We start from the raw sequence: 13986 nt of genomic DNA on the forward strand, positions 1-13986 counted from the left end.
TCAGTCTCCGGATCGTCGTTCCTCGTCGGCTCTCGCGGCGGCGTCCAGGATGCCGGGCAGGGCCCGGACGAACGCCGTGGCCTCGTCCCGGGTGAGGATCAGGGGCGGGGCCAGCCGCACCACGCCGGGTGCGACCGCGTTCACCAGGAAGCCGGCTTCCCGGGCCGCCTGCTGCACCGTCGGTGCGAGGGGCCTGTCAAGGACAATACCCAGCAGGAGGCCGCTGCCACGGACGTGGTCGATCAACGGGTGACGGAGCGCCGCGATCCCGTCATGCAGCTCCGCCCCCACCTGCCGTACGTGGTCCAGGGCGCCGTCGGCGGCCAGGGTGTCGAGGACGGCGAGCGCGGCGGCGCAGGAGACGGGGTTGCCGCCGAAGGTGGAGCCGTGCTGGCCGGGCGTGAGCAGCCCGGCGGCGGGGCCGAAGGCGAGCGTGGCACCGATGGGCAGGCCGCCGCCGAGGCCCTTGGCGAGGGTGACGACATCGGGTTCGACGCCCTGCGCCTGATGGGCGAACCAGTGCCCGGTCCGGCCGACACCTGTCTGGATCTCGTCGAGACACAGCAGCGTCCCCGTGGCCCGGGTGATCTCGCGGGCGGCGGCGAGGTAGCCGTCCGGGGGGACGACGACGCCGTTCTCGCCCTGCACGGGCTCCAGCACGACCATGGCGGTCCGCTCGGTGACGGCGGCGCGCAGCGCCTCCACGTCGCCGTACGGCACGTGGGTGACGTCGCCGGGCAGCGGGCGGAAGGGGTCCTGCTTGGCGGGCTGGCCGGTGAGGGCGAGGGCGCCCATGGTGCGGCCGTGGAAGCCGCCGGTGCTGGACACCATGTGCGTGCGGCCGGTGCGCCGGCCGATCTTGAAGGCGGCCTCGACCGCCTCGGCGCCGGAGTTGCCGAAGTAGACGCGGCCGGGGCGGCCGGCCAGCTCCAGGAGGCGTTCGGCGAGTTCGACGGTGGGTTCGGCGACGTAGAGGTTGGAGACGTGGCCGAGGGTGGCGATCTGGTCGGAGACGGCGCGGACGACGGCGGGGTGGGCGTGGCCGAGGACGTTCACGGCGATGCCGCCGACGAAGTCGAGGTAGGCGTTGCCGTCGGCGTCCCACACGGTCGACCCCTCGCCGCGCACGAGGGGCAGCGACGGGGTGCCGTAGTTGTCCATCAGCGCGGCCTGCCAGCGCGCGGTGAGCTTCTCGTTGGCGGTCACTCCCCCGCCACCTCCCCCTCGTCGGCCCCGTCGGGCACGACCATGGTGCCGATGCCGTCGTCCGTGAAGATCTCCAGCAGGATGGCGTGCTGGACCCGGCCGTCGATGACGCGGGCGGTGCTGACGCCGTTGCGCACGGCGTGCAGACACCCCTCCATCTTGGGCACCATGCCGCTGGCCAGGTCGGGCAGCATGGCCTCCAGCTCGCTCGCGGTGAGCCGGCTGATGACGTCGTCGCTGTGCGGCCAGTCGGCGTACAGGCCCTCGACGTCGGTGAGCACCATCAGGGTCTCGGCGCCCAGCCCGGCGGCGAGGGCGGCCGCGGCGGTGTCGGCGTTGACGTTGAAGACGCCGCCGTCGTCGCCGCGGGCGACGGAGGACACGACGGGGATGCGGCCGTCGTCGAGGAGCGCCTTCACGGCGCCGGTGTCGACGGCGGTGACCTCCCCGACGCGGCCGATGTCGACGGGCCGGCCGTCGACGGTCGCGTAGTGCCGGGTGGCGGTGAGGGTGTGGGCGTCCTCGCCGGTCATGCCGACGGCGAGCGGGCCGTGCGCGTTGAGCAGGCCGACGAGTTCGCGCTGCACCTGCCCGGCGAGCACCATCCGCACCACGTCCATGGCCTCGGGGCTGGTGACCCGGAGCCCGGCGGTGAACTGCGAGGGGATGCCGAACCGTTCGAGCTGGGCGCTGATCTGCGGGCCGCCGCCGTGCACGACGACGGGCCGCAGCCCGGCGTGGTGCAGGAAGACGACGTCCTGGGCGAAGGCGGCCTTGAGCTCGTCGTCGACCATGGCGTTGCCGCCGAACTTGATGACGACGGTGCGGCCGCGGTGGCGGGTGAGCCAGGGCAGGGCCTCGACGAGGATGCGGGCCTTGGGCAGGGCGGTGTGGCGGCGGGTGCTCGTGGCCGCGGCCTGGCGGATGGTCGTCATGAGGAGTAGGCGCTGTTCTCGTGGACGTAGTCGGCGGTCAGGTCGTTGGCCCAGATCACGGCGGATTCGGGGCCGGCGTGCAGGTCGACGGTGATGCGGACCTCGCGGTAGCGCATGTCGACCAGGTCGCGGTCCTCGCCGGCGGCGCCGTCCCGGCACACCCACACGCCGTTGATGGCCACGTCGAGGCGGTCGGGCTCGAAGGCGGCGGAGGTGGTGCCGATGGCGGAGAGCACCCGGCCCCAGTTGGGGTCCTCGCCGTGGATGGCGCACTTGAGGAGGTTGTTGCGGGCGATCGAGCGGCCCACCTCCACGGCGTCGTCCTCGGTGGCGGCGCCGGTGACCTCGATGCGGATGTCCTTGGTGGCGCCCTCGGCGTCGCCGATGAGCTGCCGGGCCAGGTCGTCGCAGACGGTGCGGACGGCCTCGGCGAAGGCGTCCGCGTCGGGCGTGACGCCGGAGGCGCCGGAGGCCAGGAGCAGCACGGTGTCGTTGGTGGACATGCAGCCGTCGGAGTCGACCCGGTCGAAGGTGGTGCGGGTGGCGTCGCGCAGGGCGGCGTCCAGGGCGGGCGCGTCGAGGTCGGCGTCGGTGGTGAGGACGACGAGCATGGTGGCCAGGCCGGGGGCGAGCATGCCCGCGCCCTTGGCCATGCCCCCGACCGTCCATCCGGCGCCTTCCGCCACGGCGGTCTTGTGGACCGTGTCGGTGGTCTTGATGGCGATGGCGGCCTTCTCGCCGCCGTACGGGGAGAGGTCGGCGGCGGCCTTCTCGATGCCGGGCAGCAGCCGGTCCATGGGGAGGCGGACGCCGATGAGGCCGGTGGAGGCCACGGCGACCTCGGCGGCGTTCACGCCGAGCACCTCGGCGGCCTTCTCGGCGGTGGCGTGGGTGTCCTGGAAGCCCTGGGGGCCGGTGCAGGCGTTGGCGCCGCCGGAGTTGAGGACGACGGCGGCGACCTGCCCGCCCTTGAGGACCTGCTGCGACCAGAGGACGGGCGCGGCCTTGACGCGGTTGGCGGTGAAGACGCCCGCGGCGGCCAGGCGGGGGCCGTTGTTGACCACGAGGGCCAGGTCGGGGCTGCCGCTCTCCTTGATCCCGGCGGCTATGCCGGCCGCCGTGAAGCCCTTTGCTGCGGTGACGCTCACGCCTTCTCCTTGTCCGCCGGGTGGTGGTCCGGGGTGTCCTTCGGGTGCTCGGGTGTCTTCGGGGGGTCGCAGGGCGCGAACCGGGCCAGCAGGGTCGCCAGACCCCGGCGCACGCCGGTGGCCCGTACGCCGGGGGCGCGTACGCCGGTGACGGTGCTCATGGCGCGAGTCCCGTGACCGGCAGGCCCAGCTCCTCGGGGAGGCCCAGCGCGAGGTTCATGCTCTGCACGGCGCCGCCCGCGGTGCCCTTGGTGAGGTTGTCGACGGCGCTGACGGCGACGATGCGGCCGGCCGCCTCGTCGAGGGCGACCTGCACCTGCACGGTGTTGGAGCCGAGGACGGCGCCGGTGGCCGGCCACTGCCCGGCGGGCAGCAGGTGGACGAACGGCTCGTCCGCGTACGCCTTCCCGTACGCCGCCCGCACGGCCTCCGCGGTGACGCCGGGCCGGGCCTTGGCGGTGCAGGTGGCGAGGATGCCGCGGGGCATGGGGGCGAGGGTGGGGGTGAAGGAGACGGTGACGGGTTCGCCCGCGGCGGCGGACAGGTTCTGCGCCATCTCGGGGGTGTGCCGGTGGCCGCCGCCGACGCCGTACGGGCTCATGGAGCCCATGACCTCGCTGCCCAGCAGGTGCGGCTTGGCGGCCTTGCCGGCGCCGGAGGTGCCCGACGCGGCCACGATCACGGCCTCGGGCTCGGCGAGCCCGGCGGCGTAGGCGGGCAGCAGCCCCAGCGAGACGGCGGTCGGGTAGCAGCCGGGAACGGCGATCCGCCGGGCGCCGTGCAGCGCCTCCCGGGCGCCGGGCAGCTCGGGCAGCCCGTAGGGCCAGGTGCCGGCGTGGGGGGTGCCGTAGAAACGCTCCCACTCCCCCGCGTCCTTCAGCCGGAAGTCGGCGCCGCAGTCGACGACGAGCACGTCGTCCCCGAGCTCGCGGGCGACGGCGGCCGACTGCCCGTGCGGCAGGGCGAGGAAGACCACGTCGTGACCGGCGAGGACGCCGGGCGCGGTGGGCTCCAGCACCCGGTCGGCCAGCTGCGGCAGGTGGGGCTGGAGGGCACCGAGGGGCTGCCCGGCGTTGCTGTTGCCGGTGAGCGCGCCGATGGTGACCTCGGGGTGCCCGAGCAGCAGCCGCAGCACCTCGCCGCCGGCGTAACCACTCGCTCCCGCCACTGCCGCACGTATCGCCATGGGGTCCTCCTCCGTGATGGAGCATGACTATACGTTTATTCGCAGCTTTATGCAATGGTGTCCGCAGGTCCCCCGGCTCCTCGCTGGAACTGAGCACTCCACCTGGCGGATGTGCACGTGATGCGGTGGGCTGAGCGTTCTGGCCGGCGGGCAGGTGGGACGTCAGTCGCCGGGCCGCGGCCGGTCGATGCGGTAGAGGTAGTGGGTACGGTCATCGACCGGGTTGTCCGGCTCCAGGTTTCCGACCCCGACCCGGTGCAGTCCGGCCCGCTCGAGCGCTCGCCATGAAGCGCGGTTGGCTGCCACCACCGGGACGAGAATGCACGGGGCGGCCGAGTGTTCGGCCCAGGTTCGCACGATGGCGGAGTGGATCATCGCCGTCCCGATGCCCTGGCCGGTCCGGCGGGGATCGCCGATCAGGTAGTCGATGGTCATCGCGCCGTCAGGTACGGCGACGACGGACGCCAGCTCGGCCAGGTACTCGGGGTAGTCCCGCAGGCGTGAACGCTGCACCAGACCGACCGGAACGCCTTCGAGGAATGCGAGCAGATCTTCCGAGGGCTCCTCGCCCCGGGCGGCGGGGCCGAAGTCGCGCGCCACCGCCTCCGCCGTTGTCTCGTGATTCCACCATCGCTTCACGTGGGGCTGCTGCAGCCACATCCGCAGCAGGGGGAAGTCCTGCTCGTCGATCCGACGCCACGTGATCACCACAAGACCGCCCCCGGACTGCTCCGCCGCGCCTGCGCACGCTCCCTCGCAGGCTACGTGCGGCGCAGGCAAGTCCCAAGGGTCCCGCCACATCAGGCGCTCCACCCGCCAAGTGGAGTGCTCGGTCACCCTCGCGTCAGGCGACCCCGTCACGCCCCCACGTACGCCGCCAGGTGTTCCCCCGTGAGCGTCGAGCGGGCGGCCACCAGGTCGGCCGGGGTGCCCTCGAAGACGATGCGGCCGCCGTCGTGGCCCGCGCCGGGGCCCAGGTCGATGATCCAGTCGGCGTGCGCCATCACCGCCTGGTGGTGCTCCACGACGATGACCGACTTGCCGGAGTCCACGAGCCGGTCGAGGAGGCCGAGGAGCTGTTCCACGTCGGCGAGGTGCAGGCCGGTGGTCGGCTCGTCGAGGATGTAGGTCCCGCCCTTGTCCGCCATGTGCGTGGCCAGCTTCAGCCGCTGCCGTTCGCCGCCGGACAGCGTCGTCAGCGGCTGGCCCAGGGTGAGGTAGCCCAGGCCCACGTCGGCCAGCCGGCGCAGGATGCGGTGGGCCGCCGGGAGGTGCGCCTCGCCCGCGGCGAAGAACTCCTCGGCCTCGGCCACCGGCATCGCCAGCACCTCGCTGATGTCCCGGCCGCCGAGGCGGTACTCCAGCACCGACGCGTCGAACCGCCTGCCCTCGCACTCCTCGCACGTGGTCGCCACCCCGGCCATCATCGCCAGGTCGGTGTAGACGACGCCCGCACCGTTGCACGTGGGGCAGGCGCCCTCGGAGTTGGCGCTGAACAGCGCCGGCTTCACGCCGTTGGCCTTGGCGAACGCCTTCCGGACGGGCTCCAGCAGCCCCGTGTACGTCGCCGGGTTGCTGCGCCGGGAACCGCGGATCGGGGCCTGGTCGACCGGCACCACCCCCGCGTCCGCCGGCAGCGACCCGTGCACCAGCGAGCTCTTGCCGGACCCGGCGACCCCGGTGACGACGGTCAGCACCCCGAGCGGGATGTCGACGTCGACGCCCCGGAGGTTGTGCGTCGTCGCGCCCCGGATCTCCAGCGCCCCCGTGGGCTTGCGCACCGTCTTCTTGAGGACGGCACGGTCGTCGAAATGCCGTCCGGTGAGGGTGCCGCCGGCCCGCAGCCCCTCGACCGTGCCCTCGAAGCAGACGGTGCCGCCCGCCGTGCCCGCGCCCGGGCCGAGGTCCACGACGTGGTCGGCGATCGCGATCACCTCCGGCTTGTGCTCGACGACCAGCACCGTGTTGCCCTTGTCGCGCAGCCGCAGCAGCAGCGCGTTCATGCGCTGGATGTCGTGCGGGTGCAGGCCCGCGGACGGCTCGTCGAAGACGTACGTGACGTCGGTCAGCGACGAGCCGAGATGACGGATCATCTTCACGCGCTGCGCCTCGCCGCCCGACAGCGTGCCCGCGGGCCGGTCGAGCGAGAGGTAGCCGAGGCCGATCTCCACGAACGAGTCGAGGGTGTGCCGCAACGATGCGAGCAGCGGCGCCACCGACGGCTCGGCCAGGCCGCGGACCCACTCGGCCAGGTCGCTGATCTGCATCGCGCACGCGTCGGCGATGCTCACGCCCCCGATCCTCGACGAGCGGGCCGCCGCCGTCAGCCGGGTGCCGTCGCAGTCGGGGCAGGTGGTGAAGGTGACGGCCCGGTCCACGAACTCCCGGACGTGCGGCTGCATCCCCTCCCGGTCCTTGGCGAGCATCGACTTCCGGATGCGCGGGATCAGCCCCTCGTACGTCATGTTGATGCCGGCGATCTTCATCCGGGCCGGCTCGTGGTGCAGGAAGGCGTGCAGCTCCTTCTTCGTGTACCGGCGGATCGGCTTGTCGGGGTCGACGAGGCCGGACTCCGCGTAGAGCCGGTGGTTCCAGCCGCCCGCCTTGTAGCCGGGGACGGTGAGCGCGCCCTCGTTCAGCGACTTCGCGTCGTCGTAGAGCTGGGCCGGGTCGAGGTCGGTGACCGTGCCCCGGCCCTCGCAGCGCGGGCACATGCCGCCGGTGATGCTGAAGCTGCGCCGCTCCTTCACCGTCCTCCCGCCGCGCTCGACGGTGACCGCACCGGCCCCGCTGACCGAGGCGACGTTGAACGAGAACGCCTTGGGCGAGCCGATGTGCGGCCGGCCCAGCCGGCTGAACAGGATGCGCAGCACGGCGTTGGCGTCGGTGGCGGTGCCGACGGTGGAGCGCGGGTCGGCGCCCATCCGCTGCTGGTCGACGACGATCGCGGTGGTCAGCCCGTCGAGCACGTCGGCCTCGGGGCGGCCCAGGGCCGGCATGAAGCCCTGCACGAAGGCGCTGTACGTCTCGTTGATGAGCCGCTGCGACTCGGCGGCGATCGTGTCGAGGACGAGCGAGCTCTTGCCCGAGCCCGACACCCCGGTGAACACCGTCAGCCGGCGCTTGGGGATCTCGATGCTGACGTTCTTGAGGTTGTTCTCCCGCGCTCCGTGGACGCGGATGACTTCGTGGCTGTCGGCGGCGTGCGGCACTGACGAGGTCCTTGTCCGGTTCGAGAGGGCGTGAGGGGGTCAGCGCTTGCGGGGCTGGTTGAAGCGGAGCATGTTGCCCGAGGGGTCGCGGAAGGCGCAGTCGCGCACCCCGTACGGCTGGTCGATGGGCTCCTGGAGGACCTCGGCACCGGCGGCCCGGACGCGCTCGAAGGTGGCGTCGACGTCGTCGGTGGAGAAGATCACCCCGCGCAGCACGCCCTTGGCCAGCAGTTCCGCCATGGTCTGCCGGTCGGCCGGCGAGGCGTTGGGGTCGGCGAGCGGCGGCTCCAGGACGATCTCCACGTCCGGCTGCTCGGGCGAGCCGACGGTCACCCAGCGCATGCCCTCGAAGGCGACGTCGTTGCGCACCTCCAGGCCGAGGGCGTCACGGTAGAAGGCGAGCGCCTCGTCGTGGTCGTGGACGGCGATGAAGCACTGCGAAAGCTTGATGGTCATGCCTCAGACGCTACGAGGCGGCGGCGGATCGCGCTTCTCCATTCCTGACCGGTTCCGGTCCCCGGCCCCGCACCGGCCGCGTGAAGATCTTCGCGACGCAGGCGGGGATCGCGGCGCCGGCGTCGTGGCCGCGGGCCCGGTAGGCGCTGGGGGTCTCACCGACCAGCTCGGTGAAGCGCGAGCTGAACGAGCCCAGCGAGGTGCAGCCCACGGCGAAGCAGACCTCCGTCACGCTGAGGTCGCCCCGCCGCAGGAGCGCCTTCGCCCGCTCGACGCGGCGGGTCATGAGGTAGCTGTAGGGCGTCTCCCCGAAGGCCGCGCGGAAGCTGCGCGAGAAGTGCCCGGCCGACATGTGCGCGGCCTGCGCCAGCGCCGGGACGTCCAGCGGCTGCGCGTAGTCGCGGTCCATCGCGTCGCGCGCGCGGCGCAGCCGTACCAGGTCCTCCAGGGTCATGCGCTCCAGGATCGCACGGGGGTGTGTCACGCGGGGTCCGTCACGCGGGCCCGGTGAACAGCCGGTCCAGGTGCTGGTCGATCGCGGCGAGCACCTCCTCGGGGCCGACGGCCCCCAGTTCGAGGAGGGTGGTGAAACCGGTGAGGGCGAGGAGCAGGTGCGTCTCGGCCACCGGGTCGCGGTCGGCGGGGACGAGGCCGTCGGCGACGGCCCGGCGGATCAGCTGCTCCACGAGGTCCCGCCCGTGCAGGATGCCGTCGCGCGCCCGAGCGCGCAGGGCATCGTCGTGCAGGGCCTCCAGCACGTAGGCGGCGCTCATCCGGCTGGTGGCGCGGGCGTCGGGGTGCAGCGGGAGCGTCTCGGTGAGCATCACCCGGAGCACGTCGCGCGGGTGCGGGGCGTCGCCGAGCGCCGCGAGGCCCCGGCCGACGCGCAGGGTGGTCTGCTCGGCCGCGAAGTCCATGGCGAAGGAGAGCATCGCCTCGCGCGAGGCGAAGTAGTGCTGGAGCTGCCCCAGGGACATGCCCGCCTCCTGTGCCACCTCGCGCATGGTCAGGTGCGGGACGCCGCGCTGCTCGGCCACGCGCCACAGCGCGCGGGCGATGGCCTCCCGGCGGGCGCGGTGATCCACCTGCTTGGGCATGCCGGCCTCGTCTCCTCTCCGCGGACCCCGTTTTTTCCATACGCTTGACATAATACAGCTGACCTAAAATCCTGGGGGAGATCGAGAAAAACAATTCAGCGGGGAGGGCGGCGTCATGCAGGGACAGGAACAGCCGGTGGTGCGGACGGCCGAGGGCCTGGTGCGGGGACGGTGGCGGGCGGGGCTCGCGGACTTCCGCGGGATTCCGTACGCGCAGCCGCCGGTGGGTGCGCTGCGGTTCGCCGCGCCCGCACCGGTGCTGCCCTGGGACGGGGTGCGGGAGGCCGATGCCCACGGGCCCGCCGCGCCCCAGTCGGGGCCGCCCGTCGCCTACGGGGACGAGGGCGGCACGGACTGGCTGACGCTCAATGTCGCCACGCCCGACCCCGGCGCGGCGGGGCTGCCGGTGCTGGTGTGGATCCACGGCGGCGCCTACATGGCGGGGGCCTCCAGCGACCCGCTGTACGACCCGGCGGCGCTGTGCGCCGAGGGCCTCGTCGTGGTGAGCGTCAACTACCGGCTCGGCGCCGAGGGGTTCGCGCTCCTCGACGGCGCCCCGCCCAACCGCGGGTTCCTCGACCAGATAGCGGCGCTCCACTGGGTGCGGCGGAACATCGCGGGGTTCGGCGGCGACCCCGGCCTGGTCACCGTGGCCGGGCAGTCCGCGGGGGCGGGGTCGGTCGCCGCGCTGCTGACGATGCGGCCGGTGCGCGGCCTGTTCCGGCGGGCGATCGCCCACTCGGTGCCGGGCCACCACGCCACCCCCGCCCTCGCCGCGGACGTCGCGGCGGTGCTCGCGGACCGGCTCGGGACGCGCCCCACCGCCGAGGCCCTCCGGGACGTCGCGCCGCGGCGCCTGGCCGACGAGGTCACCGCACTCGGCGCCGGCCTCGCCGCGTACCGCGAGCGCTGGGGCCGGCTGGCCGACGCCGGCATCGCGCTGGGCCCCGTCGTCGACGGCGACGTACTGCCCGGCACGCCCTGGGCCGCCCTGAGCGGCGGCCGCGCGGACGGCATCGAGCTGCTCACCGGCCACACCCGCGACGAATTCCGGCTGTTCAGCGTCATGACGGGGCGGCTGGGCAGCTACACGGAGGACGAGGCACGGGCCGCACTGGAGGCGTTCGCCCCCGGGCCGCACGGCGCGGACGCGTACCGCGCCGCCCTGCCGGAGGCCGGCCCCGGGGAGATGCTGGAGACGGTGTACGGCGACGCCCTCTTCCGGATGCCCTCGCTCCAGCTGGCCCGGGCCAACACTGCGGCGGGCGGCACCTCGTACCTCGTCGAGACGTGCCTGGCCTCGCCCGTGATGGGCGGCGCCCTCGGCGCGTGCCACACCATCGACGTGCCGCTGGCGTTCGGCACCCTGGACAGCCCCGCGGGCCGGGGCTTCCTCGGGGACGAGCCCTCCCCCGGCGCCGTCGCGGCGTCGCGGGAACTCCGGGGCGCGTGGGCGGCGTTCGCCACCACGGGCGACCCGGGCTGGCCCGCCCACGGGCCGGGCGAGGGGCTCACCCGCGTCCTCGACGCGCCGTCACGCACGCTGCCCTACCCGGAGGAGGCGTCCGCCCGCATCTGGGAGGGCCACGCGCCGGCCCCCTTCGGTCCGGTGCGGTGAGGGCCCGCCGCCCGTCCCGGAATACCCGGCGGGCCGGGCGAGTTGGAGCCGGTCAGTACTGACCGCATCACCCACAGGAGCCCGTCATGGCCCGTTCCTTCCTCTTCCTCCTCGGCAGCGCGCGCGAGGGAGGCAACACCGAGCTGCTGGCCCGGGCCGCGGCGGAGCAGCTGCCGGAAGGCACGGAGCAGACGTGGCTGCGCCTGTCGGAGCTGCGGCTGGACGACTTCCGGGACGCGCGGCACGGCGGCGCCTGGTCGGCCGGCGCCGACGAGGAGCTGCTGCGGGAGACGACGCTCGCCGCGACGGACGTCGTCATAGCCTCGCCGCTGTACTGGTACTCGCTGTCGGCGTCCGCGAAGCGCTACCTCGACCACTGGGTGACGTGGCTGTCCGCCCCGGAGCTCCGGTTCAAGGAGACGATGGCCGGGCGCACGCTGTGGGGTGTGACGGCCCTGGCCCACGAGCACGAGGTGGTCGCCGAGCCGCTGGTCCTGACGCTGAACCACTCGGCGGCCTACATGGGCATGCGGTTCGGCGGCGTGCTGCTGGGCAACGGCTCCAAGCCGGGGGACGTCCTGCAGGACGCGCAGGCCCTCGCGCGGGCCAAGACGTTCTTCGCCGAGGAGGCCCCGCTCGCCGCCTATCCGGCCGGCGCGATCTGACCGACGGCGCGGCGCAGCCGGGCCACGCCCTCCGCGAGCTCGGCCGTGCCCGCCACCGAGGCGAAGCTCAGGCGGAGGTGGGGGGCCTCGGGTTCGGCCGCGTAGTACGGGCGGCCGGGGGCCACGGCCACGCCCTCGCGGAAGGCGGCCGCGGCCAGCGCCGTGTCGTCCGTGCCGTCCGGCAGCCGTACCCACACGTGGAAGCCGCCCGGCGGCACGTACTCCACGGTCAGCTGCGGCAGTTCGCGGCGCAGTGCGCTCAGCAGGGCCTCGCGGCGGGCGCGCAGTTCCGCGGCGACGGTGCGCCGGTGGCGGGACCAGGCGGGCGAGCCGACGAGTTCGAGCGCGGCCTCCTGGAGGGGGCGGGGGACGAAGAAGTTGTCGACCACATGGATGGCGCGCAGCCGGTCCAGGGCCGGGCCGCGCGCCGCGAGGGCGCCCACCCGCAGGCTGGGCGAGGTGAACTTCGTCAGCGAGCAGACGTGGACGACGATGCCGTCGGGGTCGTCCGCGGCGAGCGCGGGCGGCAGCGGCGGCGCGTCCTCGTGGGCCAGGCGCCGGGCGAAGTCGTCCTCGACGACGAACGCGCCGGCCTCGCGGGCCGCGCGCAGCACCTCCGCCCGCCGTTCCTCGGCGAGCACGGCGCCCGAGGGGTTCTGGAAGAGCGGCTGGAGCACGAGGAGGCGGGCCCCGCTGGCCCGGAAGGCCGGGGCGAGCAGGTCGGTGCGCACGCCGTGGGCGTCGGCCGGTACGGGGACGGGCCGCAGGCCGGAGGCGCGGGCGGCGGCGAGCATGCCGGGGTAGGTGGGCGACTCCACGAGGACCGGCGCGCCGGGCGGGGCGAGGGCACGCAGCGCGGCGGTCAGGGCGCTCTGGCCGCCGGCGGTGATCAGGACGTCGGAGGGGGTGACGGTGCCGGCGGGGCCGCCGATCTCGCGGGCGAACCAGGCGCGCAGCTCGCCGACGCCCTCGACGGGCGGGCGGCCCCAGGCGCCGGGGCGCCGCCCGGCGCGGGCCAGGGCGGCGGCCAGGGCCCGCTCGGGCTGGAGGGCCGGGTGGAGGTAGCCGCCGTTCAGCTCCAGGACGCCGGCCGGGGGTTCGGAGAGCGTGGCGAGGACGCCGGAGGCGTCGACGGAGCGGGGTACGGCGTCCTCGCCGGCCTCGGCGCTGAGCGCGACCTGCTGCCAGGAGGTGTCGCCGGGGCGGGCGCCGCCGGCGCGCGGCCGGGCGCGGAAGGCGCCGGCGCCGGGCCGGGTGACGACGAGGCCCTCGGCGGCGAGGGCGGCCAGGGCGCGGGAGACGGTGACGGGGCTGACGCGGAACCGCTCGACCAGGGCCCGGCTCGACGGCAGCTTCTCATCCGGAGAGTAGCGGACGAGCTCCGTGCGCAGGATCCCGGCGAGTTCGGCCACACTGCTACGCTCGTGCATGACAGCACAGAATAGCGCTACTCTCCCCGACGCGATAGCGGTGCACACCGCCGCCGGCCCCCGGCCGGTGGCCACGGCCCGCCGGACCCCCTGGGCCGGCACCCTGCTGGCCGCGCTGGGCGTGGTCGTCTTCTCGCTGACCTTCCCCGCGACGTCCTGGGCCCTGGAAGGCATGGGCCCGTGGTCGGTGACGACCTGCCGGATCACCCTGGCCGCCCTGGCGTCGCTGGGCGTGCTGCTCGCGCTGCGCGTACCGGTGCCCGCCCGCCGCCACTGGGGCGGGCTCGCGGTCGTCGCGGGCGGCACCGTCGTCGGCTTCCCCCTGCTCACGGCGCTGGCCCTGCGCACCGCGACGACCTCGCACGCGGCCGTGGTGGTGGGCCTGCTCCCGCTGACCACGGCCGCGTACGCCTCCGTACGGTCGCGGACGCGGCACTCCCGCACGTTCTGGGCCGCGTCGGTGGCGGGTGCCGTGGTGGTGGCCGGCTTCGCGCTCCAGCAGAGCGGGGGCGCGCCGGGCCTCGGTGACCTGTACCTGCTGCTCGCCCTGCTGGTGTGCGCGGCCGGGTACGCGGAGGGCGGCCGGCTGGCCGGTGACATGCCCGGCTGGCAGGTGGTGGCCTGGGGGCTGGTGGCGTGCCTGCCGCTGAGCGCCGTGGGGGCGGCGGTGGCGCTGGGGGCGGAGCCGGTGCACTTCACGGGCCGCAGCGTCGCCGGGCTGCTGTGGGTGGTGCTCGGCTCGCAGCTGCTGGGCATGGCGGTCTGGTACCGCGGCATGGCCCTGACCGGCGTGGCCCGGGCCAGCCAGCTCCAGCTGGCCCAGCCGCTGCTGACCCTGGTCTGGGCGGTGGTGCTGCTGGGCGAGCACCTCACGCCGGCCGCGCCGCTGGCCGCGGTGGCGGTGCTGGTGTGCATCGCGGTGACCCAGCGGTCGCGCCGGTGAGGAGCCCGGCCGCACGCCGAGGGACATCGCGGGGACGGGAACCTAGACTGGAGACGTCCTGGAGCAGGTGTCGACGCGATCGGAGGATCG

14 protein-coding genes are annotated in these 13986 nt (G+C 74.4%); 3 read left to right on the forward strand and 11 right to left on the reverse strand.

The window, feature by feature from the left end; all coding sequences use genetic code 11:
• From IE305_RS10625 to IE305_RS10670, 10 genes are all read right to left on the reverse strand, one after another.
• Entirely contained in the window at window positions 1-1206 is a 1206-nt protein-coding gene (locus IE305_RS10625) for an acetylornithine transaminase (RefSeq protein ID WP_268255910.1), read from the reverse strand.
• Entirely contained in the window at window positions 1203-2141 is a 939-nt protein-coding gene (argB, locus tag IE305_RS10630; RefSeq protein WP_190129253.1) for an acetylglutamate kinase, read from the reverse strand. The genes IE305_RS10625 and argB overlap by 4 nt, the downstream gene beginning before the upstream one ends.
• Window positions 2138-3289, reverse strand: a complete 1152-nt coding sequence (argJ, locus tag IE305_RS10635) for a bifunctional glutamate N-acetyltransferase/amino-acid acetyltransferase ArgJ (protein ID WP_190129254.1) — start codon at window positions 3287-3289, stop codon at window positions 2138-2140. Before argJ ends, argB begins: the two co-directional genes overlap by 4 nt.
• Entirely contained in the window at window positions 3286-3450 is a 165-nt protein-coding gene (locus tag IE305_RS10640) for a hypothetical protein (protein WP_190129255.1), read from the reverse strand. Before IE305_RS10640 ends, argJ begins: the two co-directional genes overlap by 4 nt.
• Window positions 3447-4475 (reverse strand): N-acetyl-gamma-glutamyl-phosphate reductase, encoded by a 1029-nt coding sequence (argC, locus tag IE305_RS10645; protein ID WP_190129256.1) that lies wholly within the window; start codon window positions 4473-4475, stop codon window positions 3447-3449. The genes IE305_RS10640 and argC overlap by 4 nt, the downstream gene beginning before the upstream one ends.
• 162 nt (window positions 4476-4637) lie before the next feature.
• The gene (locus IE305_RS10650) at window positions 4638-5186 is read right to left on the reverse strand and encodes a GNAT family N-acetyltransferase (protein ID WP_308440240.1); all 549 of its coding nucleotides are present in this window, start codon (window positions 5184-5186) and stop codon (window positions 4638-4640) included.
• Window positions 5187-5332: 146 nt separating this feature from the next.
• Window positions 5333-7687 carry an ATP-binding cassette domain-containing protein gene (locus IE305_RS10655; protein WP_190129257.1) on the reverse strand — a complete coding sequence of 785 codons (2355 nt, stop codon included), beginning with the start codon at window positions 7685-7687 and terminating at the stop codon, window positions 5333-5335.
• 39 nt (window positions 7688-7726) lie between these two features.
• Window positions 7727-8143 (reverse strand): VOC family protein, encoded by a 417-nt coding sequence (locus IE305_RS10660; protein WP_190129258.1) that lies wholly within the window; start codon window positions 8141-8143, stop codon window positions 7727-7729.
• 10 nt (window positions 8144-8153) lie between these two features.
• Window positions 8154-8597, reverse strand: coding sequence for a helix-turn-helix transcriptional regulator (locus tag IE305_RS10665; protein WP_190129453.1), 444 nt, complete (start codon window positions 8595-8597; stop codon window positions 8154-8156).
• Between the two features lie 40 nt (window positions 8598-8637).
• Window positions 8638-9240: a TetR/AcrR family transcriptional regulator gene (locus IE305_RS10670; protein ID WP_190129259.1), complete on the reverse strand. Its 603-nt coding sequence runs from the start codon at window positions 9238-9240 to the stop codon at window positions 8638-8640.
• A gap of 115 nt (window positions 9241-9355) precedes the next feature.
• Here IE305_RS10670 and IE305_RS10675 point away from each other — a divergent pair, with 115 nt between their 5' ends.
• Together IE305_RS10675 and IE305_RS10680 are read left to right on the forward strand one after the other, a co-directional pair.
• Window positions 9356-10858: a carboxylesterase/lipase family protein gene (locus tag IE305_RS10675; RefSeq protein ID WP_190129260.1), complete on the forward strand. Its 1503-nt coding sequence runs from the start codon at window positions 9356-9358 to the stop codon at window positions 10856-10858.
• Window positions 10859-10944: 86 nt separating this feature from the next.
• On the forward strand, window positions 10945-11523 hold the full coding sequence (locus IE305_RS10680) for a flavodoxin family protein (protein ID WP_190129261.1): 579 nt from the start codon (window positions 10945-10947) through the stop codon (window positions 11521-11523).
• On the opposite strand, the gene IE305_RS10685 is transcribed toward IE305_RS10680, so the two are convergent.
• A complete protein-coding gene (locus IE305_RS10685; protein ID WP_190129262.1) occupies window positions 11502-12953 on the reverse strand; it encodes an aminotransferase-like domain-containing protein in 1452 nt (483 codons plus the stop codon). The genes IE305_RS10680 and IE305_RS10685 overlap by 22 nt on opposite strands.
• Here IE305_RS10685 and IE305_RS10690 point away from each other — a divergent pair.
• Window positions 12952-13896: a DMT family transporter gene (locus IE305_RS10690; protein ID WP_190129263.1), complete on the forward strand. Its 945-nt coding sequence runs from the start codon at window positions 12952-12954 to the stop codon at window positions 13894-13896. The two genes, IE305_RS10685 and IE305_RS10690, sit on opposite strands and share 2 nt — an antisense overlap.
• The last annotated feature ends 90 nt before the right edge of the window (window positions 13897-13986 follow it).

The organism is Streptomyces mashuensis, from assembly GCF_014654785.1.
GTDB classification, from domain to species: domain Bacteria; phylum Actinomycetota; class Actinomycetes; order Streptomycetales; family Streptomycetaceae; genus Streptomyces; species Streptomyces mashuensis.

What these genes read in the sequence shown, in the direction of transcription:
- argB (WP_190129253.1), bottom strand. Translation starts at nt 2,141, where the DNA reads ATGACGACCATCCGCCAGGCCGCGGCCACGAGCACCCGCCGCCACACC.
- IE305_RS10640 (WP_190129255.1), bottom strand. Translation starts at nt 3,450, where the DNA reads ATGAGCACCGTCACCGGCGTACGCGCCCCCGGCGTACGGGCCACCGGC.
- argC (WP_190129256.1), bottom strand. Translation starts at nt 4,475, where the DNA reads ATGGCGATACGTGCGGCAGTGGCGGGAGCGAGTGGTTACGCCGGCGGC.
- IE305_RS10660 (WP_190129258.1), bottom strand. Translation starts at nt 8,143, where the DNA reads ATGACCATCAAGCTTTCGCAGTGCTTCATCGCCGTCCACGACCACGAC.
- IE305_RS10665 (WP_190129453.1), bottom strand. Translation starts at nt 8,597, where the DNA reads ATGACCCTGGAGGACCTGGTACGGCTGCGCCGCGCGCGCGACGCGATG.
- IE305_RS10670 (WP_190129259.1), bottom strand. Translation starts at nt 9,240, where the DNA reads ATGCCCAAGCAGGTGGATCACCGCGCCCGCCGGGAGGCCATCGCCCGC.
- IE305_RS10675 (WP_190129260.1), top strand. Translation starts at nt 9,356, where the DNA reads ATGCAGGGACAGGAACAGCCGGTGGTGCGGACGGCCGAGGGCCTGGTG.
- IE305_RS10680 (WP_190129261.1), top strand. Translation starts at nt 10,945, where the DNA reads ATGGCCCGTTCCTTCCTCTTCCTCCTCGGCAGCGCGCGCGAGGGAGGC.
- IE305_RS10690 (WP_190129263.1), top strand. Translation starts at nt 12,952, where the DNA reads ATGACAGCACAGAATAGCGCTACTCTCCCCGACGCGATAGCGGTGCAC.
- IE305_RS10685 (WP_190129262.1), bottom strand. Translation starts at nt 12,953, where the DNA reads ATGCACGAGCGTAGCAGTGTGGCCGAACTCGCCGGGATCCTGCGCACG.